Source organism: Brachybacterium phenoliresistens (assembly GCF_039530785.1).
GTDB lineage: Bacteria > Actinomycetota > Actinomycetes > Actinomycetales > Dermabacteraceae > Brachybacterium > Brachybacterium phenoliresistens.
On record NZ_BAAAOW010000006.1, the window covers coordinates 122774 to 147845 of the forward strand.

General features: G+C 73.0%; 25 protein-coding genes. 10 read left to right on the plus strand and 15 right to left on the minus strand.

Annotated elements, in window-relative coordinates; genetic code table 11:
- Positions 1 to 5: 5 nt before the first annotated feature.
- From ABD234_RS13500 to ABD234_RS13510, 3 genes are all read right to left on the minus strand, one after another.
- Positions 6 to 1280, minus strand: a complete 1275-nt coding sequence (locus tag ABD234_RS13500; protein ID WP_344357156.1) for an acyl-CoA dehydrogenase family protein — start codon at positions 1278 to 1280, stop codon at positions 6 to 8.
- Positions 1280 to 2497, minus strand: a complete 1218-nt coding sequence (locus ABD234_RS13505) for an acetyl-CoA C-acetyltransferase (protein ID WP_344357159.1) — start codon at positions 2495 to 2497, stop codon at positions 1280 to 1282. The genes ABD234_RS13500 and ABD234_RS13505 overlap by 1 nt, the downstream gene beginning before the upstream one ends.
- Positions 2498 to 2590: 93 nt before the next feature.
- Positions 2591 to 3121: a GNAT family N-acetyltransferase gene (locus ABD234_RS13510; protein WP_344357162.1), complete on the minus strand. Its 531-nt coding sequence runs from the start codon at positions 3119 to 3121 to the stop codon at positions 2591 to 2593.
- 48 nt (positions 3122 to 3169) lie between these two features.
- On the opposite strand from ABD234_RS13510, the gene ABD234_RS13515 reads away from it, so the two are divergent.
- The 5 genes from ABD234_RS13515 (at position 3170) to ABD234_RS13535 (ending at position 6318) form a co-directional block, all read left to right on the plus strand.
- Positions 3170 to 3745, plus strand: a complete 576-nt coding sequence (locus ABD234_RS13515) for an HAD family hydrolase (protein WP_344357165.1) — start codon at positions 3170 to 3172, stop codon at positions 3743 to 3745.
- Positions 3746 to 3754: 9 nt separating this feature from the next.
- Positions 3755 to 4471, plus strand: a complete 717-nt coding sequence (gene pdxH / locus ABD234_RS13520) for a pyridoxamine 5'-phosphate oxidase (protein WP_344357168.1) — start codon at positions 3755 to 3757, stop codon at positions 4469 to 4471.
- Positions 4468 to 4968: a GNAT family N-acetyltransferase gene (locus ABD234_RS13525; protein ID WP_344357171.1), complete on the plus strand. Its 501-nt coding sequence runs from the start codon at positions 4468 to 4470 to the stop codon at positions 4966 to 4968. The genes pdxH and ABD234_RS13525 overlap by 4 nt, the downstream gene beginning before the upstream one ends.
- Positions 4969 to 5007: 39 nt before the next feature.
- Positions 5008 to 5724, plus strand: coding sequence for a DsbA family protein (locus ABD234_RS13530; protein WP_344357174.1), 717 nt, complete (start codon positions 5008 to 5010; stop codon positions 5722 to 5724).
- A 129-nt stretch (positions 5725 to 5853) separates the two neighbouring features.
- Positions 5854 to 6318 (plus strand): SRPBCC family protein, encoded by a 465-nt coding sequence (locus ABD234_RS13535; RefSeq protein ID WP_051486976.1) that lies wholly within the window; start codon positions 5854 to 5856, stop codon positions 6316 to 6318.
- A 42-nt stretch (positions 6319 to 6360) separates the two neighbouring features.
- On the opposite strand, the gene ABD234_RS13540 is transcribed toward ABD234_RS13535, so the two are convergent.
- From ABD234_RS13540 to ABD234_RS13595, 12 genes are all read right to left on the minus strand, one after another.
- Complete coding sequence (locus tag ABD234_RS13540; RefSeq protein ID WP_344357178.1) at positions 6361 to 6879, minus strand: GNAT family N-acetyltransferase; 519 nt, start codon at positions 6877 to 6879, stop codon at positions 6361 to 6363.
- A 19-nt stretch (positions 6880 to 6898) separates the two neighbouring features.
- Positions 6899 to 7801 carry a GH25 family lysozyme gene (locus tag ABD234_RS13545; RefSeq protein WP_344357181.1) on the minus strand — a complete coding sequence of 301 codons (903 nt, stop codon included), beginning with the start codon at positions 7799 to 7801 and terminating at the stop codon, positions 6899 to 6901.
- An 83-nt stretch (positions 7802 to 7884) separates the two neighbouring features.
- Positions 7885 to 8622, minus strand: a complete 738-nt coding sequence (locus ABD234_RS13550; protein WP_038373456.1) for a glutamine amidotransferase — start codon at positions 8620 to 8622, stop codon at positions 7885 to 7887.
- A gap of 57 nt (positions 8623 to 8679) precedes the next feature.
- Positions 8680 to 9435, minus strand: coding sequence for a GntR family transcriptional regulator (locus tag ABD234_RS13555; RefSeq protein WP_344357182.1), 756 nt, complete (start codon positions 9433 to 9435; stop codon positions 8680 to 8682).
- 182 nt (positions 9436 to 9617) lie between these two features.
- The gene (locus ABD234_RS13560) at positions 9618 to 11129 is read right to left on the minus strand and encodes a sugar porter family MFS transporter (RefSeq protein ID WP_344357184.1); all 1512 of its coding nucleotides are present in this window, start codon (positions 11127 to 11129) and stop codon (positions 9618 to 9620) included.
- A 107-nt stretch (positions 11130 to 11236) separates the two neighbouring features.
- Complete coding sequence (locus ABD234_RS13565) at positions 11237 to 12280, minus strand: Gfo/Idh/MocA family protein (RefSeq protein ID WP_344357187.1); 1044 nt, start codon at positions 12278 to 12280, stop codon at positions 11237 to 11239.
- Positions 12281 to 12309: 29 nt separating this feature from the next.
- Complete coding sequence (iolB, locus tag ABD234_RS13570) at positions 12310 to 13185, minus strand: 5-deoxy-glucuronate isomerase (RefSeq protein ID WP_344357189.1); 876 nt, start codon at positions 13183 to 13185, stop codon at positions 12310 to 12312.
- Between the two features lie 14 nt (positions 13186 to 13199).
- Positions 13200 to 14090 carry a Cgl0159 family (beta/alpha)8-fold protein gene (locus ABD234_RS13575; RefSeq protein ID WP_038373467.1) on the minus strand — a complete coding sequence of 297 codons (891 nt, stop codon included), beginning with the start codon at positions 14088 to 14090 and terminating at the stop codon, positions 13200 to 13202.
- The gene (gene iolC / locus ABD234_RS13580; RefSeq protein WP_038373469.1) at positions 14087 to 15109 is read right to left on the minus strand and encodes a 5-dehydro-2-deoxygluconokinase; all 1023 of its coding nucleotides are present in this window, start codon (positions 15107 to 15109) and stop codon (positions 14087 to 14089) included. The genes ABD234_RS13575 and iolC overlap by 4 nt, the downstream gene beginning before the upstream one ends.
- A gap of 101 nt (positions 15110 to 15210) precedes the next feature.
- Positions 15211 to 15600, minus strand: a complete 390-nt coding sequence (locus ABD234_RS13585; protein WP_038373470.1) for a tautomerase family protein — start codon at positions 15598 to 15600, stop codon at positions 15211 to 15213.
- A gap of 90 nt (positions 15601 to 15690) precedes the next feature.
- The gene (locus ABD234_RS13590) at positions 15691 to 16695 is read right to left on the minus strand and encodes a sugar phosphate isomerase/epimerase family protein (RefSeq protein WP_344357195.1); all 1005 of its coding nucleotides are present in this window, start codon (positions 16693 to 16695) and stop codon (positions 15691 to 15693) included.
- A gap of 77 nt (positions 16696 to 16772) precedes the next feature.
- Positions 16773 to 17966, minus strand: coding sequence for a Gfo/Idh/MocA family protein (locus tag ABD234_RS13595; RefSeq protein ID WP_344357198.1), 1194 nt, complete (start codon positions 17964 to 17966; stop codon positions 16773 to 16775).
- A 466-nt stretch (positions 17967 to 18432) separates the two neighbouring features.
- Between ABD234_RS13595 and iolD the strand changes: the two genes are divergently transcribed.
- The 5 genes from iolD to ABD234_RS13620 are packed head-to-tail and all read left to right on the plus strand — an operon-like array spanning position 18433 to position 24985.
- On the plus strand, positions 18433 to 20379 hold the full coding sequence (iolD, locus tag ABD234_RS13600) for a 3D-(3,5/4)-trihydroxycyclohexane-1,2-dione acylhydrolase (decyclizing) (protein ID WP_344357201.1): 1947 nt from the start codon (positions 18433 to 18435) through the stop codon (positions 20377 to 20379).
- 32 nt (positions 20380 to 20411) lie between these two features.
- Positions 20412 to 21905 (plus strand): CoA-acylating methylmalonate-semialdehyde dehydrogenase, encoded by a 1494-nt coding sequence (locus tag ABD234_RS13605; protein WP_344357204.1) that lies wholly within the window; start codon positions 20412 to 20414, stop codon positions 21903 to 21905.
- A gap of 41 nt (positions 21906 to 21946) precedes the next feature.
- A complete protein-coding gene (locus ABD234_RS13610) occupies positions 21947 to 22897 on the plus strand; it encodes a TIM barrel protein (protein ID WP_344357207.1) in 951 nt (316 codons plus the stop codon).
- Between the two features lie 28 nt (positions 22898 to 22925).
- Positions 22926 to 23795: a sugar phosphate isomerase/epimerase family protein gene (locus ABD234_RS13615; RefSeq protein WP_344357210.1), complete on the plus strand. Its 870-nt coding sequence runs from the start codon at positions 22926 to 22928 to the stop codon at positions 23793 to 23795.
- 5 nt (positions 23796 to 23800) lie between these two features.
- Positions 23801 to 24985, plus strand: a complete 1185-nt coding sequence (locus tag ABD234_RS13620; protein WP_344357213.1) for a Gfo/Idh/MocA family protein — start codon at positions 23801 to 23803, stop codon at positions 24983 to 24985.
- The last annotated feature ends 87 nt before the right edge of the window (positions 24986 to 25072 follow it).

Here is a 25072-nt window from a genome sequence, read left to right on the forward strand (position 1 = left end):
CGGGATCAGACGAAGGCGCTGGTGCCGGTGACGCTGCGGCCGACGATGAGGGACTGCACGGTGTCGGTGCCCTCATAGGTGTGCAGCGCCTCGATGTCGGCCATGTGGCGGACGACGTGGTTCTCGAGCAGGATGCCGGAGCCGCCGAGGAGGTCGCGGGCGTTCGCGGCGATCTCCCGGGCGGCGCGGGTGTTCTGCACCTTCGCCAGCGACGCCTGCTCGGGGCGGATCCGTCCCTCGGTCTCGAGCTGGGCGATGCGCACGCAGGTCAGCTGCATGGCGGTGAGGGTGCCGAGCATGTCCGCCAGGCGCACCTGCACGTGCTGCGCCTTCGCCAGCGGCCGTCCGAACTGGATGCGGGTGGTGGCGTGCTCGAGCGCCGCCTCGTAGCAGGCGGTCGCGTGGCCGAGCGCGCCCCAGGCCACGCCCGCGCGGGTCGCGAACAGGACCTTCGAGGTGTCCTTGAAGGAGCGGGCGCCGGGCAGGCGGTCCTCGAGGCCCACGCGCACCCCGTCCAGGGTGATGTGGGCCTGGTGGATGGCGCGCAGGGAGACCTTCCCGCGGATCATCTCCGCCGTGTAGCCGGGCAGGTCCTGCCGCACGAGGAAGCCGCTGACCTGTCCGTCGAGCGTCTCGTCGGAGGGGTCCTGGACGCGGGCCCAGACCACGGAGACGTGCCCGCCGACCCCGTTGCCGATCCACCGCTTCTGCCCGGAGATCACCCAGGAGTCGCCGTCGCGGCGGGCGGTGGTCTCCAGCGAGACCGAGTCGGAGCCGTGGTCGGGCTCGGTGAGGGCGAAGGCGCCGTACTCGGCGCCGGTGACCAGCGGCTCGGTCCAGCGGGCCTTCTGCTCCGGTGACCCGAGCAGGACGATGGAGCGGAGGGCGAGGCCGCCCTGCACGCCGACCATGGTGCCGACGCTGCCGTCGATGCGGCTGAGCTCCATGTTCACCAGGCCCGCGCCGAGCGGGCTGAGGGCCCGGTGCCCGGGCACGTCGAGGCCGTCGACCAGCAGGTCCAGCTCTCCGAGACGGCCGATGAGGTGCATCGGGTACTCGGCCCTCTCCCACGCGTCGTTGATGATCGGCAGGACGTCGGCCGCGAGGGAGCGGGCGGCGGCCCAGGCCTCGAGCTCGGGGCCGGACACGTCCTGGAACAGGGCGTAGTGGTCGGCCTCGGCGGGCAGGAGCTGGGCGGGCGTCGTCGCGGTCGCCTCGAGGTCGCGGATCACGGCGCGGCTCTCCCCGGTCGGCGCGGCGGTGCGCGGTGCGTCGGTCATCAGGACATCCTCTCCAGGATCAGGGCCATGCCCTGGCCGCCGCCGACGCACAGGGTCGCCAGGCCGATGCTCGCGTCGCGCTCCTGCAGGCCGTGGATCAGCGTGGTGGTCATGCGGGCGCCGGTCTGGCCCCAGGGGTGGCCCAGCGCGATCGCGCCGCCGTGGACGTTGAGCCGGTCGTGGTCGATGCCGAGGTCCTCCGCGGAGGGGATGACCTGGGCGGCGAAGGCCTCGTTGAGCTCGACGAGGTCGACGTCGCCGATGCCCATGCCGGCGAGCGCGAGGGCGCGGCGGGTCGCCTCGACGGGCCCCAGGCCCATGATCTCGGGGCTGATGCCGCTGACGCCGGTGGCGAGAATCCGCGCGAGCGGGGTGATGCCCAGCTCCCGGGCCCGCACATCGGACATGACGATCAGCGCGGCGGCGCCGTCGGACAGCGGGCAGCAGTTGCCGGCGGTGACGGTGCCGTCCGGGCGGAAGACGGGGTCGAGGCCGGCGACGGCCTCGAGGGTGACGCCGGCGCGCGGGGAGTCGTCGGCGCGCACGACGGTGCCGTCGGGGGCGGTGACGGGGGTGATGTCGCGGGAGAAGAACCCGGAGGCGATGGCGTCCTGCGCGCGGCGCTGGGACTCGACGGCGTAGGCGTCCTGCGCCTCGCGGGAGATGCCGCGCAGCTCGGCGACGTTCTCGGCCGTCTGGCCCATGAGGATGTACGGGTCGGGCAGCTCGCCGTCCTCGCGCGGGTCGTGCCAGGGGGCGGGGATGCTGCGCTCGGCCCGGCCGGCGGAGCGGTTCCAGGCCTGTTCGAAGACGGGGTTGCGGGTGTCCTCGTCCTGCAGCTTCCCGGTGCTGAAGGACAGCGATTCGACGCCGGCGGAGATGATCGTGTGCGCCTCGCCGGCGCGGATGGCGTGGAAGGCGCTGCGGGTGGTCTCGATCGAGGAGGCGCAGAACCGGGTGACGGTCGCCCCGGGGACGGTGTCCAGGCCCTGCGCGACCGCGACCGTGCGGGCCAGGTTCCCGCCCTGATAGGCCTCGGGGATGGCGCAGCCCAGCTGGAGGTCGTCGATGCCGGAGGCCTCGAGCTGGGGCACCTGGTCCAGGGCCGCCCGGACCATCTGGCCGGCGAGGTCGTCGGGGCGGACGGCGGCCAGCGATCCCTTGCGGGCGCGGCCGATGGGCGAACGGTGTGCGGCGACGATGACGGCCTCGGGCACGGGGTCTCCTTCGACAGGCGGCGTGACTGCGCTCAGGCTACCCGATACCGGCCGTTCGTGATACCCGGAGTTTCGGGTACATCGGCCGGCCGCTCAGAGCGCGAGCTCGGTGAGGAGGGTGTCGCCGTGGACCGCATCGCGGGAGATGATCCCCTGCTCCGTGAAGCCGAGCTTCTCCAGCACCCGCCGCGAGGCCGTGTTCCACACCCGCACGCTCGCCCACAGGCGCGGGTGCCCGGCCTCGCGGGCGACGGCGACCACGGCGCGTCCCGCCTCGGTCGCATACCCGTGCCCCTGGGCGCTGCGCAGCAGCTCGTAGGCGATCTCCGGGGCGTCGGCCGGCGCATGGCCGCCCCGGATGAGCCCGCAGTACCCGATCACGTCGCCCTCCGCGCGGCGCTCGATCGCGAGCAGCCCCGGCGCGGGCGGCTGCGGCCCCCGGGCGATCCACGCCTCGAGGTCCGCGAGGGTGGGACGCCCCTGGGCATCGATGCGCCGCGCGGCCGGGACCCGCGGGTCCCGCTCCTGCCACAGCCGCCGCTGGATCGGCGCCTCCCCCGCCCGCCAGGGCCGCAGCACCAGGCGGGGCGTCTCGAGGCGGGCGGGGATGGCAGGCTCGTCCATGGCCTCATCCTGGCACCCCGCCCCCTCGGCCCGCCTAGGATGGATCCGGTGACCCCACGAGACCTGATCATCCTGCTGGACTGCGGAGACACGATCATCGACGAGGGCACCGAGGTCCACGGCGAGGACGGCATCGTGCTCTCGGGCGCGCCGATCCCCGGCGCCGTCGCGATGGTGCGCGACATCGCCGCCGCCGGCTTCCGCATCGCCCTGGTGGCCGACGGCCGCGTCGCCTCCTTCGAGAACCTGCTGACCGCCTGCGGCCTCCATGACCTGTTCGAGACGCTCACCTGCTCGGAGACCGTCCGCCACGAGAAGCCCAGCGCGCGCATGTTCCTCGCCGCCCTGGGATCGCTGGGCCTGCGCCCCGAGGACGCCGGGCGCTGCGTGATGGTCGGCAACAACCTCGCCCGCGACGTGGCCGGCGCCAACCGCCTGGGCATCACCAGCGTGCACATGGCCTGGACGCCCCGCTATCCCCGCGAGCCGGCCGCCCCCGAGGAGCGCCCCGACCGCACCATCGCGCAGCCGAGCGAGCTGCTGCCGCTGCTGCTCGCGCTGGAGGCCGAGCGCGGCGGCGCGGACCCGGCCCCCGCCTCCCCCGCGGCGCGCGCACGAGCCTAGGATCGGGCCATGGCCGATCTCGATCCCCCGACCCCCGCACCGCGCGCCGCCGGCCGCCTGCCCGGCGAGCGCACCGACTACCTCGCCGGGACCCTCGCCGACTCCGCTCCAGCCGATCCGATGGAGCTGTTCGAGGTGTGGCTCGCGGACGCCTTCGCCCGCCGCGAGGAGACCGGGGACCTCTCGGAGCCGGCGGCCGTGGTGCTCTCGACCGTCGAGGTCACCGCAGCGGGACCGCGGCCGCGCTCGCGCACCCTGCTGCTGAAGGGCCACGACGAGCGGGGCTTCGTCGTCTACACGAACCTGCGCTCCGCCAAGGGCCGTCAGGCGCTCACGACGCCCGCCGCCTCCCTGCTCTTCCCCTGGTACGCGCTGCAGCGGCAGGTCCGCGTGGACGGCGCCGTGGAGCGCGTCGAGGACGCGCAGGCCGACGAGTACTTCGCGAGCCGGCCGCGCGAGTCCCAGGTCGCCGCCTGGGCGTCCCAGCAGTCGGAGGCCGTCGCCGACCGCGAGACGCTCGATGCCGTGTATGCGGAGGCGCAGGCGCGGTTCGCGGGCCGCGAGGTGCCCCGCCCGCCGCACTGGGGCGGGCTGCGCGTGGTGCCGGACCGCGTCGAGTTCTGGCAGGGGCGCGCCCACCGCCTGCACGACCGGATCGTCTACGACCTGGTCGAGGGGACGGCCGGTTCGGCGCCCTCCTGGCAACGCACCCGCCTGGCGCCGTGAGCGGTCCGGCCCGGATCGACCTGCCCCGGCCGGCCGATGCCGCCGCGCTCGCCGAGGTCCACGTCACGGGCTGGCGCGAGGCCTACGGCGCGCTGCTGCCGCCGCGGTTCTTCGACGCGGAGGCGCGGACGCATCGGCTGCGGACCTGGGAGCTGATCACCCGCTGGCACCCCGAGCGCCTCGCGCAGAGGGTGCGGATCGGCCGCGACGCGCAGGGCACCGCGATCGGCTTCGCGCTGGTCGGCCCGACGGGCGATGACCCGCCGGTGCGCGAGCGGGAGGTCCAGGCGCTGTACGTCCTCTCGCCCTGGTACGGCACCGGCACGGGGGCGGCGCTCCTGGAGCCGCTGATCGGCTCCTCCCCCGCGAGCCTGTGGGTCGCCGAGCGCAATCCCCGCGCCCGCCGCTTCTACGAGAAGATGGGGTTCCGCGCGGACGGGGCCCGCAAGACCGACCCCGCCCTCGAGGACCTGGCCGAGATCCGCATGCTGCGCTGACCGCCTCCCCCGACGCCGCCCGACGAGAGGACCCCTCCCATGCCCGCAGCCCCTGCCCGGTCGAAGGCGCCGGTCATCATCATCGCCGCGGTCTGCGCGGTGCTCCTGCTGGGCGGCCTCGTGCTCGGCGCCGTCGGCCTGGGCGGCTACCTCCTGCTGCGCGACGGCGACGGAGCGCCGGGGCCCGACGGCCCCGCCCCCTCCCCCGGCGTCCAGGCGCCGGCCGGGGTCGCCGCCGACGGCACGGCCCTGCAGCTGGGCAGCGACTCCTCCCTCACCGTCGAGGTGTACCTGGACTACTCCTGCCCGCACTGCGCCGACTTCTCCCGGATCAACGACGAGGACCTGCGCATGCTCGCCGAGGACGGCACCATCGACCTGCGGATCCACCCGCTGCCGATGCTGAACGCCTCCTCCGCCGGCTACTCCGAGCGGGCCGCCAACGCGGCGACCTGCGTGCATGACGAGGATCCGGGCCTGTTCTGGGACATGTCCACCGCCCTGTTCGAGGCCCAGGCCGATGGCCCCGCGCTGAGCAGCGAGGATCTCGCGGAGACCGCGCGCGGTCTGGGTGCGGGCGAGGAGACGGTCTCCTGCATCACCGCGGAGACCTACCTGCCGTGGATCAACGAGGTCGTGGGTCCGGAAGCCACCGACCGCATCCCCGGGACCCCGACGGTGTACATCGACGGCGAGCAGTTCTCCGGCGACTACACCGTCGAGGACGAGTTGCTGCACGCGATCGTCGGCGAGTGAGGCCGCGGCGCCCCCAGGTGACGTCCCGGGGGCCGCGAGCTGAGCGGGCAGGGAACGCCGCCGGTCGGCTCGAGGACAGGTGCGCCCGGCGGCTCCCGCCGGACGCTCGGGGCCTCCTAGATTGAAGCCATGGACACTGGCCCCCTGGCAGACCGCTCCCGCCCCACCGGGCTGACCCTCAACGCCGGCTGGGAGCTGGGCGTGCGCCGCACCGTCCCCGCGGCCCCCGAGGAGCTGTGGCAGCGCCTGCTGTCGGACTGGCTCCCCGCCTGGCTCGCGGTGGACTCGATCCCGCAGATGGTCGGGGCGCCGCTGCGCCGCGGCGAGCAGATCCGCGGCCGGGTGGTCGGCTGCCATGTGGGTCGCCGGGTGCGGCTGCGCTGGCATCCTCCCCAGCTGGATCACGAGACCGTCTTCCAGGTGACCTTGCTGGAGGCGCCGGGCGGCTGCACCATCGCCATCCACCAGGAGCGCCTGCTCGGCTCCGCGGAACGGCAGGCCCTGCTCGAGCGGTGGACCCGGGAGCTCGAGGAGCTGCGCGGCGGCATCGCCCGCGACGCCGCCGCGCGCCGCGCCGCGGACGAGGAGAGCTGAGCCCCCGCTCAGCACGACCCGCGGCGATCGGTCCCGCCCGGACTACCGAGCGGGGGCGGAGTCCTCGCGGGGCAGCGCCTTGCGGAGGTAGTCGCAGGGGTCCCGGTGCTCCACGTCCCCGCCCGGCCGCGGCTCGGTCCAGATGTCGATGACCTCCCCGTGCCCCCACGGGAAGTATCCGAGCCGCTCGTACAGCCGGCGCGCACGCGAGTTGCCCGGTTCGACGGCGAGGCCCACGGCGTCATGCCCGCGGCGGGCCGCGATCGCTTCGGCGGCGGCGATCAGCGCGCTGCCGATGCCCTGCCCCTGGGGCGTCGCCTCCAGCGCGTTGATCTCCGCCGTGCCGGGGTGGCGGGCGCGGACCGCCGCGTACTTCGAGCGGTGGTAGAGCGTCGCCCGGCCCACGTTCTCCGCGCCGCGCCAGGCGAGGAGATAGGTCGCCTCCCCGGAGTCTTGCAGCGCGGAGCGCTCGCGGTGGTGCGCCGCCGACCTCGGGTCGACGGGCCCGGCGAGCAGGCGCGACAGGTCCGCGGCGGTGCAGGGCTCGATGCGAAGGTCCATGTCGATCCCGTGCCCTGCGCTATGCCTCGATCGCCAGCTGGGTGCGCTCCTCGTCGGTGAGCACGCTGTGCTCGCGCAGCACGTCGATGCGCAGCACGTCCACGTCCGTGGGGCGGCCGATGCCTCCTACGGTCCCGTCGAAGCGCAGCTGCCAGATCGCCCATTCCGGGTCCTCGGGCCGGCCGTCGTCCTCGAACAGCCAGGCGGGGCGGGAATCGGCGACCGGCAGCCCGTAGTGGGCGCGCCACTGGCTCGAGGAGTAGACGACCACGCGCCGGCCCCAGGCGGCCTCGACGATGCGCGTGAAGTCGTCGATCTCGGCCTGGGCCTGGTCCGCCTCCGGGCGCTCCTGGCAGGCGCCGTCGAACTCGAGGTCCAGGGCCGGAGGCAGGGCGGCGTCGTCCGGCGGGGCGGCGGCGAGGAAGTCGCGGGCCTGGTCCGCGCCCGAGGAGCACAGCGTGAAGTAGTGGTAGGCGCCGCGGGTCAGCCCGGCGGCCCCCGCGCCCTCCCAGTTGATCGCGAACATCGGGTCGGTGTACCCGCTGCCCTCGGTCGCCTTGATGTACGTGAAGGCGTAGCCGTCCGCCGCGACCGCGGTCCAGTCGACGGTGCCCTGATGGGAGGAGACGTCGATCCCCATCACCTCGCCCTGCTCGAGCGCGGCGCCCTCGGGGAGCTGCGCGAGGGCGGGAGCATCGGCCGGGGTGCCGGGGACGGTCATCGCCTCCGCGTCCGCGACGCGCACCTCGGCGGTGGGCACGGCGGCGGTGGCGGCGGCCTCCGGCGGGACCGGATCGCCGTCGCGGACGGCCCGGATGGTGCAGGAGACCGTCAGCACAAGCACGCCGATGACCAGGAGCGCGCAGCAGCCGGCGAGGGTGCGGCGTCGTCGCCGCACCTGGTCGCGCGAGTAGCGGGGCATGCCCAGGATGCTACGGAATGCGCCTGCCTCGCGCGGTCACCGGCACGCGGGCGCATCGGACCGCGCCGCCGGCGGCGGGGCGGTCAGCGGGCGAACAGCCGCGCGAACGCCCCCAGCAGGGCCGAGGACTCGTCGGCCTTCACGGCGCGGACCTGCGCGGCCAGCTCGTCGAACTCCTCGGGCGCGTAGTAGCCGTGCTCGCGGTAGATCCCGGCGCGCACCACCAGCCCCTCCGAGTCCAGCTCGGGATGGAACTGGGTGGCGTACTGCCGGGTGCCGACCCGGAACATCTGCACCGGGCAGGCGTCCCCGCGGCCCAGCAGCACGGCGTGCGGCGGCAGGGCGCTGATGGCCTCCTTGTGGCCCACCAGGGCAACGAAGTCCTCGCCCAGGCCGGCCTCGCGGATCAGCGGATCGGCCCTGCCCTCCTCGGTGAGGTGCACGGTGATGGCGCCGGCCTTCTCCCCGAAGGTGCGGTCGACGACGGCTCCCTGGTGAGTGCCGAGCGCCCCGACGCCGTAGCAGGCGCCGAACAGCGGCACGTCCTGCGCGATGACGCGGTCCATCAGGGCGGACAGCTCCGCCTCCGCTCGCCGCTGCGCCGGGGACTTGGACTCCACCGGGTCGGAGGCGTTGTACGGGCTGCCGCCGAGGATGATCCCGGAGATCTCCTCGAGGTCGAGCTCGGGCATGGGGTCGCGCTCGAGACGGACCCGCAGCAGCTGCTCCGGGGCCAGCCCCGTGAGCGCGCAGAAGGTCTCGTACTCGGTGTCGGCGGCGTCGTCCTCCGCCCGGGTCGCGATCAGCACGAAAGGTCTCACGAGCAGATCCTAGTTCCCGCGCGGGGCGGCGGGCGCCGCCGCGGGCCGCCGGGGCCCTCAGCTGTCCACGAGCGTGACCTCGAAGGAGTAGCGCGAGGCGCGGTAGACGTGATGGCCGTACTCGATGACGACCCCGTCGTTGCCGAAGGACTTGCGGTCCATCACCAGCAGCGGCGCGCCGACGCTCTCGCCCAGCAGCGCGGCGTGCTCCTCATCGGCCGTGATCGCGCCGATGCGCTGGTGCGCGACCGCGGAGACGACGCCGCGCTCGCGCAGCGCCGCGTACAGGCCCTGGGCGACGAGCTCGTCGCGGGTCGGGGCGATCCGCTCGGGCAGGGTGTTGCGCATGACCGCGAGCGGCTCGCCGTCCGCGCTGCGCACCCGCATCAGCTCCAGGACCAGCTCCCCCGGCTCGAGCAGCAGCCGGCCGGCGGCCTCCGCCGAGGGGCGGCCGATGCGGTACTCCACGACCTCGGTCGTGGGGCTCTTCCCGGCGCGGGCCAGGTCGTCGTACAGGGACGTGAGCGCCACGGGCCGGTTGACCTGCGACTCCACCACCTGGGTGCCGACGCCCCGCTTGCGCACCAGCAGGCCCTTGTCCACGAGCTCCTGAATGCCCTGGCGCACCGTGGGGCGCGAGAGGCCCAGGCGGCCGGCCAGCTCCAGCTCGTTCTCCAGGCGCGACCCCGCGGCGAGCTCCCCGGAACGGATGGCGGACTCGATGCCCTCGGCCAGCTGCAGGTACAGCGGCGCGGAGGCGGAACGGTCCACGGTGATCTGGGGCTGGAACCTCGGCTCCGCGGCGGCGGCCATCGGCGACTCCTTCGTACGCGTGCAATGGTCAGGACAAATATACGCCCCGGGCTGCGCAAGCGCTTCCCCGGGTTCGGGAGGGGTGGGAAGCAGCGATCCGCCCCGGTTCCGGAGAACGCGGAGCGGACCGCTGCTTCCGTGCCGCAGGGCGCGCCGGTGGGCGAGGACTGCGGGCGGCCGGATCAGGGCTTCTTGACGATGGCGTTCACCAGGCGCTTCTTCCGGGTGAGGATGTGGATCTCCCCGGTGGTGACGTCCTCCTCGAGCTTCTCGAGGGACACGCCGCGGGTCTCCGGCACGAAGCGCCACACGAACAGCAGCGACAGGACGCCCACGCCGGCGAACAGGAAGAACGAACCGGTGATGCCGACCCCGGAGACGAGCGTGGGGAAGAACAGGGCGACCGCGCCGTTCATCATCCACAGGCAGAACACGGCGATGCCGATGCCCAGGCCGCGCATGTGCAGCGGGAAGATCTCCGACAGCCACACCCACACGGCGACGTTGAGGAAGGTCTGCATCGAGAGCACGAACGCCACCACCAGCACCAGGATCACGAAGGGCCGGGCCGGGTTGCCCTCCGGCAGCACCACCGAGGCGACGCCCACCAGGAGATGGCAGATGGTGGTCAGGGACAGACCGATCATGAAGGTGACGCGGCGGTCCAGGCGGTCCATGTTCCGCAGCGCGATGACGGCGCCGAGCACCGCGACCACGCCGAAGGCGATGTTCGCCAGCGTCGCCTGCTCCTCGGTCATGCCGGACTCCTCGAGCACCCGGGTGCCGTAGTACATGATCGAGTTGATGCCGGTGAGCTGCTGGACCACCCCGACGCCGATCGCGATGAGCACGATGGTGATGAGGTGCTTGTTGGCGAGCAGGGCCTTCAGCCCGACGCTGGCGACCCCGGCCTCCTCCTCGGCGACGTGCTCGACGGTGCCCAGCTCGGCGGCGGCGCGCTCCTCGGAGCGGATGGTGCGCAGCACCTTCAGCGCCTCCTCGTGGCGGCCCTTCTCCACCAGCCAGCGCGGGGACTCGGGCATCCGCAGCATGCCGATGAACAGGGCGATCGCCGGCAAGGCGCAGACGGCGAACATGACGCGCCAGATGCCGTCGATGTGCTCGCCCAGGGTCGCGGCGATCACGTAGTTCACGACGAACGCGGACAGCTGGCCGAGCACGATCGCGAACTCGTTGCGACCTGCGATCGAGCCGCGGATCTCGAAGGGGGCGAGCTCGGCGAGGTACACGGGGACCACGGAGGAGGCCGCACCGACGGCGAGGCCGAGCAGGATGCGCCCGGCGATCAGCGTCGCGTACCCCGGGGCGTAGAAGGTGCCCAGCTCCGGGCCGGCGGGCGAGAGCACCACCATCATCGCGCCGCCCAGGAACAGGAACGACATGAGGATGATCGCGCGGCGACGGCCGATGCGATCCGAGATCGCGCCGCCGGCGAGAGCGCCGACGGCGGCCGCGAAGACGAGGGCGCTGATGACGAAGCCGATCTGGATCAGGCTCAGCCCGAGCTCCTGCGCCATCGGCCCCTCCGCGCCGTTGGCGACGCCGGTGTCGTAGCCGAACAGGAGACCGCCGAAGCAGGCGATGACGGAGATCTGGCCGAGACGGGCCCGGAACGGGCCGGTGCCCAGGGGCGGGAGCTGTTTCTCTGCGCTGCTGGCGCCATGTGCTGTCATGATGACTTCCTTGTCATTTCAGGGTTCGCCGAAGGCCGCGAGGGGCATCTCGCGGTGCTCGGCCCGCGCCCCGGAGGGCGCGGCGGGATCGGATCGGCGGCCCGCCCTCAGGGGCGGGGGCGCACGGTGACGGGGACGAAGGTGCCCGCGGTGAGGGCCTTCTCCGCGGCCTCGCAGGTCGCGGCGGCGAGGTAGCCGTCCCAGGCCCGGGCGGACCGGGCGGCGATGTTCGTGCCGTCCGCGACGGCGGCGACCCAGGCCTGGACCTCGGCGTCGTAGGCGTCGATGAAGCGGGGGCGGAAGTCGGCCGGGATGCTGCCGCCCCACTGGCCGCCGGGCTTCTGGGTGGTGACGCGGTGGACCTCCGCGCCGATGGTGGCGATGCCCTGGGAGCCCAGGACCTCGGTGCGCACCTCGTAGCCGGAGTCGGTGTTCACGTACAGCTCGTCGGTGACGATGCGGCCGGACGCGGTGCGGAACAGCAGCAGCATCGGGTCGTGCTGTCCCTCGGCGGCGCGCGGGCCGGGGACCGGCAGGATCGCCTGGACCTCCCGGATCGGCTCGTCGAGGAAGTAGTGGATGGCGTCGATCTCGTGGACCGCCGAGTCGTAGACCATCATCGAGTCCACGAATCCCGGCAGCGTGGTGGCGTTGCGGTGCTTGCAGTTGAGGATGCTGATCTCGCCCAGCTCCCCGGAGTCGATGGCGTCCTTGAGCTCGGCGTACTCCCGGTCGAAGCGGCGCATGAAGCCGAGGGAGACGTACTGGCCGCCGGAGGCCTTCTCCGCCTCGACGACCGCGTAGGCGTCCTCGGGGTTCATCGCCAGGGGCTTCTCGCACAGCACGGGCTTGCCGGCCTCGATGCAGGCGATTGCCTGGTCCTTGTGGAACGCGCCGGGGCTGGCGATGAGGACGGCGTCGACGTCATCGGCCGCGATGAGCTCCTCGGGGGTCTCCGCGACACGGCAGCCGGGCACGGAGTCGGCGATCTGCTGGGCCTTGTCGCGGAAGTAGTCGGTGACCACCGCGACGCGGGCGCCCTTGATGCGGCGGGCGATGCGCTCGACGTGGTCGGCGCCCATCTGCCCCACGCCGATCACGCCGACGCGGACATCGGCGGGGAGCGCGGGGGCGGTGTCGGTGCTGCTCATGGTTCGTCTCTCCTTCGAGATGCCGGCGCTCAGGCCAGGCGCGGGTCGGGACCGGCGGCCTCCCAGGTGCCGCGCACCCAGGTCTGCTCCGGATGGTCGGTGATGTTCCAGGCCCGCTCGGGGGCGGGCCCGGCCATCACGTTGAGGTAGTACATGTCGTGGCCGGGGGCGGCGGCGCAGGGGCCGTGCCAGCCGTGGGGCACGAGCACCGTGTCCCCGGAGCGGACCTCGGCGAGCACGTCGACGGGGCGCTCCGGGTCCGTGGAGGAGGTCTGGTGGAAGCCGAAGCCGGGGCCGCCGTCGGGGGCGGCCTGGATCTCGTAGTAGTAGATCTCCTCCAGCTCCGACTCGGTCTCGGTGGTCTCGTCGTGCTTGTGCGCGGGGTAGCTGGACCAGTTGCCGCCGGGGGTGACCACCTCGCAGGCGATGAGCTTGTCGCAGGCGTCGAAGGCGCCGACGGTCCCGAAGTTGCGCACCTGGCGGGTCATGCTCCCGCCGCCGCGGATCTCCACGGGGACGTCCTCCGCGCGGATCAGCGCGACGGGGTGGCCGCTCCCCTGCCCGGCCGGGACCGTGGCGGTGGCGAGCGCGAACCGCCCGCCGCCCTCGCTGGTGACGGTGAGCTCGGAGCCCTCGGGGGCGTAGAGCACGTCGGTGGGGCCGGCGAAGACGTCGGCCCGGCCCCGCAGGGCATGGGCCTGCCCGCCGACGGCGACCTCGCAGGCGCCCTGGAGGGGGACGACCATGACCTCGACGCCCGCGGCGGTCCAGGTCTCGGAGGCGCCCGGCGCGAGCGCGAGGATGCGCAGGCCGGTGTGCACCCAGCCCTCGCGGACCCCGGGGTCGATGACGGTGTCGAAGGCGCCCTCGGCGGAGGTGCCGGCAGGGATGTGCAGATCGTTCATCGCGTGTCCTTCCCTCAGCGGATCATCTCGGCGGCGGTGCGGACGGCGCCGGTGACGTCGTCGTCCGCGGGGTACAGCAGGGTGCGCCCGACGACGAGGCCGCGCACGTTGGGGCGGGCCAGGGCCGCGCGCCAGGTGGCGCGCACCGCGTCGGGATCGGCGCCCACCGGGTCCCCGCCCAGGATCAGCGAGGGCAGGGTGGTCGCGTCCATGACGCGCTCCATGTCGGCCACCGCCGGCAGCTTCAGCCAGGTGTAGGCGCTGGTGGCGCCCAGCCCCTGGGCGATGTGGATCGAGCGGATGACCGCCTCGGGGCTGAGGTCGTTGACGACCTTCCCACCCTTCCGGGTGGAGATGAACGGCTCGATCATGGCGATCAGCTCGTGGCGGGCGAGATCGGTGATGGCGTCGGCGGACCACTCCAGGGTGAGGGAGGTGCGGTCGTCGTCGACGTCGATGCGGGTGAGCATCTTGCCGCCGTCGAAGCCGGAGGCGGCGATGGCCGGGGCGTCGTAGGCGGTGAAGCGGTCCTCGATCTCCCAGGAGCCGCCCTGCAGGCCGCCGCGGTTCATCGAGGCGAAGACGATCTTGTCCTCGAGCGCCCCCAGGAGCAGCAGGTCCTCGAGGATGTCGGCGGTGCCGAGCACGCCGTCCACGCCGGGCACCGAGAGGGCCTCGCGCATGCGGTCCAGCAGCTCGGTGCGGCTGGCCATGGCATCGGCCCGGGTCCCCGCCGAGAGGGCGCCGCGGGCGGGGTGGTCCGCCGCGACGATGAGCATGTTGCCGTCGGTGTCCGCGACGGTGCGGCGCGAGCGGGCGGCGGCGAGGCGGGCGATCCGGCCCGGATCGTGGACCCGGACCTCGGTGACCTCGTCGTAGCTGGTGGCGAAGGCGTCGGTGCTCACGCGCGGGCCTCCTGCTCGGTGCCGCGGGCGCGGATGTCGGAGAGCATCTGCTCGATGGTGCGGCCGCCGTTGGGATCGCCGCCCGCGATGAGCAGGTCGATCTCCTCGGTGGTGGGCATGGCGGTGGAGCACTCCAGGCGGCTGGTGACGATGGCGCCCGCGGCGTTGCAGCGGGTGAGCGTCTCCTCGAGTCCCTGGCCGGTGAGCAGGCCGTGGCACAGGGAGCCGCCGAAGCTGTCGCCGGCGCCCAGACCGTTGATCACCTGGATCATGTTCGGGGCGACCTCGACGCGCTCGTCGCGGGTCTTGCCGAGCACGCCCTTGGGGCCCTGCTTGACGATCGCGATCTCCACGCCGGCCTCCAGCAGCGCATCGGCCGCGCGCTCGGGCTCGGTCTCGCCGACGGCGACCTCGCACTCCTCGCGGTTGCCGACGGCGACCGTCGCGTACTGGAGCGCCTCGCGGTACTGCTCGCGGGCCTCCTCCGGGGAGGACCAGAACATCGGCCGGTAGTCGAGGTCGAAGACCGTGTGGCGGGTGCGGCCGCGGGCCTGAAGCGCGGCGTGGTGCGCCGAGCGGCTGGGCTCCTCGGACAGGCCCGTGCCGGAGAACCAGAACAGCGGCACCTCGCCGATCGCCGCGAGGTCCAGGTCCTCCGGGGTGACCTGCAGGTCCGGGGCGCTGGGCTTGCGGTAGAAGTACAGCGGGAAGTCGTCCGGCGGGTAGATCTCGCAGAAGGTGATGGGGGTCTTCAGCACCGGATCGGTGACGACGAAGCGATCGCTGACGCCCAGGCGGACCAGCTCCTGCTTCACGTACCGGCCGAAGGGATCGTCCCCCACGCCGCTGATCAGGGCCGGGGCGTGCCCCAGCCGGGCTGCGGCGACGGCGACGTTCGCCGGGCTGCCGCCGAGGAACTTGCCGAAGCTGTGGACGTCCTCCAGGCCGGTGCCGACGGCCAGCGGGTACAGGTCCACCCCGCTGCGACCGAAGGTGATGATGTCGAGTTCTGCTGCCATGGGATCGGATGCCTCTCTGCCTCGTGGTCCCGGTGCTGCACTCATGTTCGCACCCGGTCGAGCGTTTGTCCATACAAAGCTGGGGGAAAGTTCGGTCGGGCCTAGAGCTCGCCGGTGAGGAACTGGGCGCGGCCGTGCCCGAAGGACCAGTCCTCCCGGCCGTTCTCCACCACCGAGACGATGAGATCCTCGGGGCGGACCAGCCCGGCCTCCCCCAGCCGCTCGGCGAGCGCGGCGTAGACCGCCTGCTTCTGCGCGTCGCCGCGGCCCTGCTGGGTGATGTGGATGATGGTGACGCCCTCGCTGCGCTCGATCCCGAGGCCCGTGTCCTCGGCGATGATCGAGCCCACCGGCAGCTGCTCGAGGATCTGGTAGCGGTCGCCGGGCGGCGCCGCGAAGTGCTCGAGCATGACGTCCTGGACGATGTCGGCCAGGCGCCGCAGCTCGGCGGCGCTGCGGCCCTCCTGCAGGGTGATGCGGACGAGCGGCATGGGTCTCTCCTGGGTCTCCGGCGCGGGCCGGGTGGGTGGGGTGTCAGCGGGGTCGGGCGGGCGGACGGGTGTTGCGGCCGGGGCCGGGGGTCAGACGCCGGCGGCGGCTGCGGCGGCGAGGAGGGTGCGGGCGCCGCGCTCGATGCCCTCGATGCGGCCGAAGGCGGCGTCCTCGTGCTCGATGTTCACGTGCAGGTCCGAGTCCACCGCGGCGAGCGCCGCGAGGAATCGGGCCCAGTAGTCCACGTCGTGCCCCTCGCCGAGGGCGACGAAGCGCCAGGACGGGTCTGCCGGCCAGCTCGCGCAGAAGTGGCCGATGCCGGTGGGCACGCGGGCGGCGGGGTCCTCGGGGACCGGCCCGAAGGCGGTGTCCAGCACGCCGCGCACGGCGGCGCCCGGCAGCACGGCGGTGTCCTTGGCGTGGACGTGGCGGATGTGCCCTCCCAGGCGCTCGATGCAGGCGATCGGGTCCATCTGCTGCCAGAACAGGTGCGAGGGGTCGAGGTTCACGCCGATGTGCGTGGGCTCGACCTCCGCGAGGAAGCGCTCGAAGGTCAGCGGGGAGAAGACGAGGTTGCGCGGGTGCATCTCGAGGCAGACCTGCACGTCCCGCGCGCGGGCGAGGGCGTCGATCTCCTTCCAGAAGGGCACGGCGACCGACCACTGGTACGCGAGGACCTCGAGGTCGATCCCGTTCCACGGGTTCACGACCCACGAGGGGTACCGCGCCCCGGGGTCCGAGCCGGGGGTGCCGGACATGGCGACCACCTCGCGCACGCCCAGCAGACCGGCGAGCTCGATGGTGCGGCGCAGGGACTCGGCGTGGCCGAGACCCTCGGTGGGCAGCGGGGACAGCGGGTTGCCGGAGGCGGTGAGCCCGGTCAGCTCCATCCCGCGGTCGGCGAAGATCCGCAGGTAGTCGCGGCGGGCACGGTCGCTGGTGAGCAGCAGGTCCACGGGGGCGTGCGGCGAGGGGATGAAGCCGCCGGTGTTGACCTCCGCGCCGGTCAGGCCGACTCCGGCGAGGACGTCGAGGGCCTCCTCGAGCGTGCGGTCCTGCAGGCAGGCGGTGTAGGCGCCGTAGGTGAGGGACATGGTGTCTCCTGGGATCAGTGAGGGCGGGGGCCGATGAGGCGGGGGCCGATGAGGCGGGGGCCGATGGGGCGGGGCGATCAGGCCACGTCGATCGCGGCGCCGCCGGCGGCGGCGGAGCGGGCGACGGCGTCGAGGATGCGCATCTCGCGGTAGCCGTCGGCGAAGCTCGCGCAGGGCGGCAGGGCGCCCTCGGTGATGCCGGCGACCTGCTGGAGGAAGGCGTGGGCCTGGTAGGTGAACTGCTCGATCTGGTTCAGGCCCACCCCGGCGAAGGCCATGGAGGAGCCGTTCGCGAAGTAGGGGAAGCCCGGGTTCGCGAGGACCTGGCGGAAGCCGCCCAGACCCGCGGGGCTGGAGGCGTCGGCCAGCTTGATCTCGCCGGCGCGGGCCAGGTCCCAGGAGGCGCTGCCGCGGGTGCCGCTGACGCCGATCTCCATCTGGTTGGGGCGGCCGAAGGCGACCCGCGAGCAGGAGAAGGTGCCGGCCGCGCCGGAGGCGAAATGGGCGGTGAAGGTGGCGACGTCGTCGTTCTCGACCGGCTCGGTCGGGTCCTCGGCGCTCGCGGTGACGCCGCGGCCGCCGGCGACGGCGGCGCCCGCCACGGGGCGCTCGGGGATCGTCGTCACGAGCACCGCGCCGGAGACGGAGGCGATGGGCCCGCCGATGAGCTCGGCGGTGTCCACCAGGTGGCTGCCGATGTCGCCGAGTGCGCCGGTGCCCATCGGCCCCTTGTACCGCCAGGCGATGGGGACCAGCGGGTCCGCCCCGTAGTCGCAGTGGTAGCGGGCGTCGAGGTGGCTGATGGTGCCGAGCGCGCCGTCGGCGACGAGCCGGGCGAGCTGCGCGACGGAGGGATTGCGACGGAAGGTGAAGCCGGTGGCCAGGACCAGCTCGGGGTGCGCGGCCTCGACCTCGGCCATGGCGGCCGCGTCCTCGAGGGTGCCCGCCAGCGGCTTCTCGCACAGCACGTGCTTGCCGGCCTCGGCCAGGGCGACCGCGATCTCGCGGTGCAGGGCGTTGCCGACCACGATGGAGACGACGTCGATCGTGGGGTCCTCGGCGACGGCGCGCCAGTCCCCCACGGCCTTCTCGTAGCCGTAGCGGGCGGCGGCGTCCTCCGCGAAGGGCAGGTGCGCATCGGCGATCGCGGCCAGGCGCACGGGCGGCAGGCCCAGGTCGTAGACGGTGCCGGCCTGGCGCCAGGCGTTGGCGTGGGTGCGGCCGGCCATGCCGGCGCCGATCACGGCGACGGAGATGGGGGATGCGGTCATGAGGGGCGTCCTCTCGGTGCGGAACGGCGATGTGCGGACGGAGCGGGCGGCCCCGGATCGGGGCCCTGTCGGGGCGGAGGGTCGGCCGGCCGGAGGTCAGGACCGGCCGGAGGGGAGGACTTGCCGGAGGGCCGGACGGGACGATCCGGGATGGGGCGAGGCGAGGGCGGGGCCGCTCCGGACGGGAGGGAGCCGGGGTCGCCGCCGAGGGCCTGAGGCGACGATGCCTTCCCAATTGTCCGGTCATGCGGGCTCTGGATGCCTCCGGAAGCCTGCCTGGCGGGCTCTGTCGAGGACGTTAGCACGTGCTATCGCCGCGATGGAAGGGTCCGCAGGCACATCGTCGGAGATTTCTTGTCCAGACAAAGTGTTGACAAGTGGGGGCGGTGCTCGGCATGCTGGGATCCGACGCACTCACCGCCGAGGCGACCTCGCTCTCGGCGCCGACCCACTCCCGGAGGCAGCATTGAGCGAGCACAGCGGCTCCAGCGGGCGCACCGGCACGGATGCCCCTCGCACCGTCCGACTCACCGTCGGCCAGGCCCTCGTCCGGTTCCTCGGCGCACAGTACAGCGAGCGCGATGGCCAGCGCCATCGGCTGATCGCGGGCACCTTCGGCATCTTCGGCCACGGCAACGTGGCCGGCCTCGGCCAGGCCCTGCTGCAGAACCAGCTCGAGCCCGCCGCCGGGGACGGCGGCGACGACGAGGCGCACATGCCCTACTACCAGGCGCGCAACGAGCAGAACATGGTGCACACGGCCGTCGCCTACGCCCGGACCCGCAACCGCCTGCAGACGATGGCGTGCACCGCCTCCATCGGCCCCGGCTCGACCAACATGGTCACCGGAGCGGCGCTCGCGACCATCGACCGCATCCCCGTCCTCATCCTGCCCAGCGACGTCTTCGCCAACCGCGCGGTGGACCCGGTCCTCCAGCAGCTCGAGGACGAGCGCGCCATGGACGTCACCGTCAACGACGCCTTCCGCCCCGTCTCGCGCTACTTCGACCGCATCTGGCGGCCCGAGCAGCTGATCCCCAGCGCCCTGGCGGCGATGCGGGTCCTCACCGACCCCGCCGAGACCGGCGCCGTCACCCTGTGCCTGCCCCAGGACGTGCAGGCCGAGGCCCACGACTGGCCGCTCGAGTTCTTCCGCGAGCGCACCTGGCACGTGGGACGGCCCGTCCCCGAGCCCGCCGCCCTCGAGCGCGCGGCGGAGGTCATCCGCACCGCGCAGCGCCCCGTCGTCATCGCCGGCGGCGGTGCGATCTACTCCGAGGCGAGCACGGCGCTCCAGGCCTTCGCCGAGGCCACGGGGATCCCCGTGCTGGACACCCAGGCCGGCAAGGGCGCCCTGCGCGACGACCACGAGCTGTGCATCGGCGGCGTGGGCGCGACCGGCAACGACGCCGCCAACGAGCTGGCCGCCACGGCCGACGTGGTGATCGGCGTCGGCACCCGCTACACGGACTTCACCACCGCCTCGCACACCGCCTTCCGCGAGCCCGACGTCCGCTTCGTGAACCTCAACGTGAAGTCCTTCGACGCCGCCAAGCACTCCGCGCAGATGCTGGTGGCCGATGCCCGCGCCGGCCTCGAGGCCCTCACCGGGGCGCTCGCGGGCTGGCAGGCCCCCTCGGAGCAGCGCGAGCGGGCCGCGGCGCTGCGCGCGGACTGGGACGCGCTGGTCGCCCCCTGCTTCGACCCGCACGACCAGGAGCTGCCCGCGCAGACGGAGATCTTCGGCGCCCTGAACGAGATGATGGGCGATGAGGACATCGTCATCAACGCCGCCGGCTCCATGCCCGGGGACCTGCAGGCCCTGTGGCGCGCGAAGTCCCCGCTGCAGTACCACCTCGAGTACGGCTACTCGTGCATGGGCTACGAGCTGCCCGCCTCCCTCGGTGCGAAGATGGCCGCCCCGGACAGCGAGGTCGTCGCCATCATCGGCGACGGCACCTTCCAGATGGCCCCGCAGGAGATCGCGACCATCGTCGCCGAGGACGTCAAGGTCATCCTCGTGATCCTGCAGAACCACGGCTGGTCCTCGATCGGTGCGCTGTCCGAGTCGCACGGCTCGCAGCGCTTCGGCACGAAGTACCGGATGCGCTCGAAGGAGTCCGGCCAGCTCGACGGCCCCAAGCTGCCGATGGACATCGCCGCGAACATCCGCAGCTACGGCATCGAGGTGCAGGAGGTCTCCTCCACCGAGGACTTCCGCGACGCCTACCGCCGGGCGGAGGCCTCCGCGCAGGCCACCGCGATCGTCGTGAACACGAACCTCTACGGCCCGAACCCGCCCGGCACCGGCTGGTGGGACGTGCCCGTCTCCCAGGTCTCGCGCCTGGAGTCCACGCAGCAGGCCTCCGCGGTGTACGAGGCCGCCAAGGCCCCGCAGCGCCACTACCTCTGAGCTCACCCGACCGCCCCGACCAAGGAGCACCCATGTACGACGTCACGCACTGGATCGCCGGACGCCCCGAGGAGGGCACCGGCGCCACCCAGCCGATCCTGAACCCCGCCACCGGCGACCAGGTCGGCACCCTGCACCTGGGGGACGCCGCCACCGTCGACCGGGCCGTCGAGATCGGCCGCGCCGCCCAGCGCGACTGGGCGCAGGTCTCGCTGTCCAAGCGCACCCAGATCCTCTACCGCATGCGCCAGCTCATGCTGGAGAACGTCGAGGAGATCGCCCGGGCGATCACCCGCGAGCACGGCAAGACCATCGGCGACGCCAAGGGCGAGATCGCCCGCGGCCTGGAGACCCTCGAGTTCGCCACCTCCATCACCCAGGACCTCAAGGGCGGCTTCTCCGAGAACGTCTCCACCGGGGTCGATGCGCACACCATGCGCCAGCCGCTCGGCGTGGTCGCCGGCATCACCCCGTTCAACTTCCCCGCCATGGTGCCCTTCTGGATGCATCCCGTCGCGACCGCGACCGGCAACGCCTTCATCCTCAAGCCCTCCGAGCGCGACCCCTCCGCCTCGAACATCGTCGCCCGCCTCTACCAGGAGGCCGGCCTGCCCGACGGCGTCTTCCAGGTGGTCCACGGCGGCAAGGAGACCGTCGACGCCCTGTGCGAGCACCCCGGCATCTCCGCCGTGTCCTTCGTGGGCTCGACCCCGATCGCGCAGCACGTGCACCGGGTGGCATCGGCCGCGGGCAAGCGGGTCCAGGCCCTCGGCGGCGCCAACAACCATGCCGTGGTCATGCCGGATGCGAACATCGAGTTCGCCGCCGGCCAGATCGCCTCGGGCGCCTTCGGCTCCGCCGGCGAGCGCTGCATGGCCGTGCCGGTCGCCGTGACCGTCGGCGATGCCCACGAGCCCTTCCTCGCCGCCATCCGCGCCGAGGCGGAGAAGATCGTGGTGGGCCCGGGCGAGGACCCGAGCACCGACATGCCCCCGGTGATCACGAAGGACGCCCGCGACCGGGTGATCCGGATGACCGACGAGGCCGAGCAGGCCGGCGGCACCATCGTCGTCGACGGGCGGGGCCTGGTGGTGGAGGGCCACGAGAACGGCAACTTCGTGGGCCCGACGGTCATCACCGACCTCGACCGCGGCCACAGCACCTACACCGACGAGGTGTTCGGCCCGCTGCTGGTGGTCATGCACGTGAACAACTTCGACGAGGCCCTCGAGCTGGTCAACTCCTCCCCCTTCGGCAACGGCACCGCGATCTTCACGGCCTCGGGCCACTACGCGCGCCGCTACCAGGAGGAGGTCCAGGTGGGCATGATCGGCATCAACGTGCCGATCCCGACGCCGGTGGGCTACTACTCCTTCGGCGGCTGGAAGGACTCGCTGTTCGGCGAGCACCACGCCCACGGCCCGGAGGCGGTCTCCTTCTACACCCGCCAGAAGGCGATCACCACCCGCTGGCCCCATCAGGACGAGCACCTCGAGTCCTCGATGAGCTTCCCCACCCACGACTGACCCGGCCGGCACACCCGCCCCTCTCGAAAGGCCTTCCCGCCGTGACCGCACAGACCCCCGCCTCCGCCGACCTCTCGCGCAACCCCGAGGCGCCGTTCGACAAGCTCACCATCGGCGTGTGCCCCGACCAGTGGGGCGTGTGGTTCCCCGAGGACGAGAAGCAGATCCCCTGGCGCACCGCCCTGGCGGAGATGGCCCAGGCCGGGTTCTCCGTGATGGAGACCGGGCCGTGGGGCTACTTCCCCAAGGATGCGAAGGAGCTGCGCTCCGTCATGGACGAGCACGGCTTCCGCGTCGTCGCCGGCACCGGCTGGGGCATCCTGCACAAGGAGGAGGCCTGGGCCGAGACCGAGCGCACCTTCCGCGCGATCGCGGAGACGCACGCGGCCGTCGGCGCGGAGTACATGGTGCACCTGCCGCCGATGTACCGCGACGAGAAGACCTGGCAGTTCACCGACGACCGCGAGCTGACCGGCGAGGCGTGGCGGCGCTACGTCGAGAACGCCAACGAGCTGGGGCGGATCATGAAGGAGGACTACGGGCTGACGATGGTGCTGCACCCGCACGGCGACAGCCACATCGAGACCCCGGAGGAGATCGCCCGCGTCTTCGCGGCGACCGATCCGGAGCTCGTGTCGTTCTGCCTGGACACGGGGCACATCGTCTACGGCGGCGGCGATCCGATCTCGATGATCGACGAGTACCCCGAGCGGATCGGCTACGTCCACATCAAGGCCTTCGACCCGGACATCACCCGGGAAGCCCACGAGAAGGACTGGCCCTTCGGGGAGGCCGTCGCCAAGGGCGCCTCGGTGCGCCCGCCGGCGGGGCTGCCGGACATGCGCGACCTCGTCGCCAGGCTCGCGGCGATGGACAAGGAGCTGTACGTCATCTGCGAGCAGGACCTGTACCCGTGCGACCCGGGCCTGCCCCTGCCCAACGCGATCGCCACCCGCGAGTTCCTGGCCGACTGCGGCCTGGGCCTGCGCTGACCGGCCCCGGCCCGAAGGAGACCCCGTCATGGTGAAGATCCTGCTGGATCCGAGCATGTACCACCCGCACCTCAGCGTCGCCGGCGAGCTGCACAAGGCGGCCGAGCTCGGCTACCGCTACCTGGAGCTGTCCCCGCGCGCCGACTTCCACGAGTGGCACCACTACCCCAAGGTCGACCGCCACCAGATCGCCGAGGTCACGGCCGCCATGGCCGCGACCGGCGTGAAGATCTGGTCGCTGAACCCCGTCTTCGACTGGTCGAACCCGGACGAGCAGGAGCGCCAGGCGCAGGTGCGCAACTGGCGGCGCCTGCTGCAGATCGCCGACGCCCTCGAGGTGCCGCTGATCGCCACCGAGTTCTCCGGCGACCCGAACCGGCCCCGCCAGAGCGAGGCGCAGTTCTACCGCTCGATCGAGGAGCTCATCCCCGATTTCGAGAAGTACGGGCTGGAGTGCACCATCGAGGCGCACCCCTACGACTTCGTCGAGGACAACGACCGGGCCGTGCAGATCGTGCGCGGGGTGGACCGCGACTGGCTGAACTACGAGTTCTGCTTCCCGCACGCCTTCCACCTGGGCCGCGGCGCCCGCGACGTGGGCGAGATGATGGACTACGCCGGCGAGCGCCTGCGCCACCTGCACGTGGCCGACGTCTTCGACCACACCGCCAACGTCGGCAACCGCTACATCGTCAACCCGCCCGGGGTCGATGCGCGCGTGCACCAGCACAACGAGATCGGCAACGGCGAGATCGACTGGGACCGCGCCTTCAGCTACCTGCGCGATCGCGGCTACGACGGCACCGTGTCGGTGTGCGTGTTCGGCTGGGAGGAGGACGCGGACGCCATCCATCGCCGGATGCGCGAGCGGATCCTCGCCGAGCTGGGCGGGGAGTGAGCCCGATGCGGGAGATCGGCATCGGCGTGGTGAGCCTCGGCTGGATGGGGCGCCTGCACGCCACCAGCTACCAGCGCATCGCCGCGCGCTTCCCGGAGCTGGGGCTGCGGCCGCGGCTGGTCGTCGCCGCGGACCCGGTCCCGGCGAACCAGGAGGCCGCCCGCGAGCAGTTCGGCTTCGCGCGCGCGGTCGCCTCGATCGAGGAGGTCCTCGCCGATCCCGAGGTCGAGGCCGTGTCGATCTGCTCCCCCAACTTCCTGCACCGCGACTTCGCCGTCGCGGCGGCGCAGGCCGGGAAGCCCTTCTGGATCGAGAAGCCGATGGGCGTCAGCGCCGACCAGTCCCGGGAGATCCGCGCGGCCGCGCAGGATGCCCGGGTCGCCACGGCCGTCGGCTTCAACTACCGTCACGCCCCGGCGGTCGCGCATCTGCGCGCCCTGGTCGCCTCCGGCCGCCTGGGCCGGATCACGAACGTGCGCTGCTGGCTGATGGCGGACTACGCCTCCTCCCCCGACGGCGCGCTGACCTGGCGCTACGACCGGGAGAAGGCGGGCAGCGGCGTGATCGGCGACCTCCTGTCCCATGGCGCGGACCTCGTCGCCCATGTGACGGGGCAGCGGATCACCGAGGTCAGCGCCCGCACGGACGTGTTCATCCCCGAGCGGCCGATCCCCACCTCCGTGGGCGTGGGCCACGGCGGCATCGAGGTCGGCTCCGCGCGCGGCCCGGTCGCCAACGAGGACTGGGTGGCGGCGCTGGCCACGCTCTCCGGCGGCGCGCATGCGACGCTCGAGTCCTCGCGGGTGGCGCGCGGGCACCGCAGCGACTACGCGATCGAGGTGTACGGCACGGAGGGCTCGGCGCGCTGGTCCTTCACCCGCATGAACGAGTTCGAGGTGATGCTCGGCGAGGGCGGCGCCGAGCACGGCTACACGACGGTGTTCGCCGGCGGCGAGCACGGCGAGTACTCCCGCTTCCAGCCGGGCCCCGGCATCCCCATGAGCTTCGACGACCTCAAGACCATCGAGGCCGCCCGGTTCCTGGCCGATGTCGCCACCGGGTCCCGCACGGCGCCCAACGCCTCCGACGGCCTGGCCGCCGCGGAGGTCTGCGACGCCATCGTCCGCTCCGCCGCCTCCCGGGCGTGGACGGACGTGCCGGAGGTCGAGGGGACGACGATCGGGTTCTGACCGGCACGCGCCGGGATCCGCCATCGGATCACCATCTGATGGACACCTGTCGCTCACGCGGATGTCGATGGGGAGCGGGACGGTGTG

What these genes read in the sequence shown, in the direction of transcription:
- ABD234_RS13500 (WP_344357156.1), bottom strand. Translation starts at nt 1,280, where the DNA reads ATGACCGACGCACCGCGCACCGCCGCGCCGACCGGGGAGAGCCGCGCC.
- ABD234_RS13510 (WP_344357162.1), bottom strand. Translation starts at nt 3,121, where the DNA reads ATGGACGAGCCTGCCATCCCCGCCCGCCTCGAGACGCCCCGCCTGGTG.
- pdxH (WP_344357168.1), top strand. Translation starts at nt 3,755, where the DNA reads ATGGCCGATCTCGATCCCCCGACCCCCGCACCGCGCGCCGCCGGCCGC.
- ABD234_RS13530 (WP_344357174.1), top strand. Translation starts at nt 5,008, where the DNA reads ATGCCCGCAGCCCCTGCCCGGTCGAAGGCGCCGGTCATCATCATCGCC.
- ABD234_RS13535 (WP_051486976.1), top strand. Translation starts at nt 5,854, where the DNA reads ATGGACACTGGCCCCCTGGCAGACCGCTCCCGCCCCACCGGGCTGACC.
- ABD234_RS13540 (WP_344357178.1), bottom strand. Translation starts at nt 6,879, where the DNA reads ATGGACCTTCGCATCGAGCCCTGCACCGCCGCGGACCTGTCGCGCCTG.
- ABD234_RS13545 (WP_344357181.1), bottom strand. Translation starts at nt 7,801, where the DNA reads ATGCCCCGCTACTCGCGCGACCAGGTGCGGCGACGACGCCGCACCCTC.
- ABD234_RS13555 (WP_344357182.1), bottom strand. Translation starts at nt 9,435, where the DNA reads ATGGCCGCCGCCGCGGAGCCGAGGTTCCAGCCCCAGATCACCGTGGAC.
- ABD234_RS13560 (WP_344357184.1), bottom strand. Translation starts at nt 11,129, where the DNA reads ATGACAGCACATGGCGCCAGCAGCGCAGAGAAACAGCTCCCGCCCCTG.
- ABD234_RS13565 (WP_344357187.1), bottom strand. Translation starts at nt 12,280, where the DNA reads ATGAGCAGCACCGACACCGCCCCCGCGCTCCCCGCCGATGTCCGCGTC.
- iolB (WP_344357189.1), bottom strand. Translation starts at nt 13,185, where the DNA reads ATGAACGATCTGCACATCCCTGCCGGCACCTCCGCCGAGGGCGCCTTC.
- iolC (WP_038373469.1), bottom strand. Translation starts at nt 15,109, where the DNA reads ATGGCAGCAGAACTCGACATCATCACCTTCGGTCGCAGCGGGGTGGAC.
- ABD234_RS13585 (WP_038373470.1), bottom strand. Translation starts at nt 15,600, where the DNA reads ATGCCGCTCGTCCGCATCACCCTGCAGGAGGGCCGCAGCGCCGCCGAG.
- ABD234_RS13590 (WP_344357195.1), bottom strand. Translation starts at nt 16,695, where the DNA reads ATGTCCCTCACCTACGGCGCCTACACCGCCTGCCTGCAGGACCGCACG.
- ABD234_RS13595 (WP_344357198.1), bottom strand. Translation starts at nt 17,966, where the DNA reads ATGACCGCATCCCCCATCTCCGTCGCCGTGATCGGCGCCGGCATGGCC.
- ABD234_RS13605 (WP_344357204.1), top strand. Translation starts at nt 20,412, where the DNA reads ATGTACGACGTCACGCACTGGATCGCCGGACGCCCCGAGGAGGGCACC.
- ABD234_RS13615 (WP_344357210.1), top strand. Translation starts at nt 22,926, where the DNA reads ATGGTGAAGATCCTGCTGGATCCGAGCATGTACCACCCGCACCTCAGC.
- ABD234_RS13620 (WP_344357213.1), top strand. Translation starts at nt 23,801, where the DNA reads ATGCGGGAGATCGGCATCGGCGTGGTGAGCCTCGGCTGGATGGGGCGC.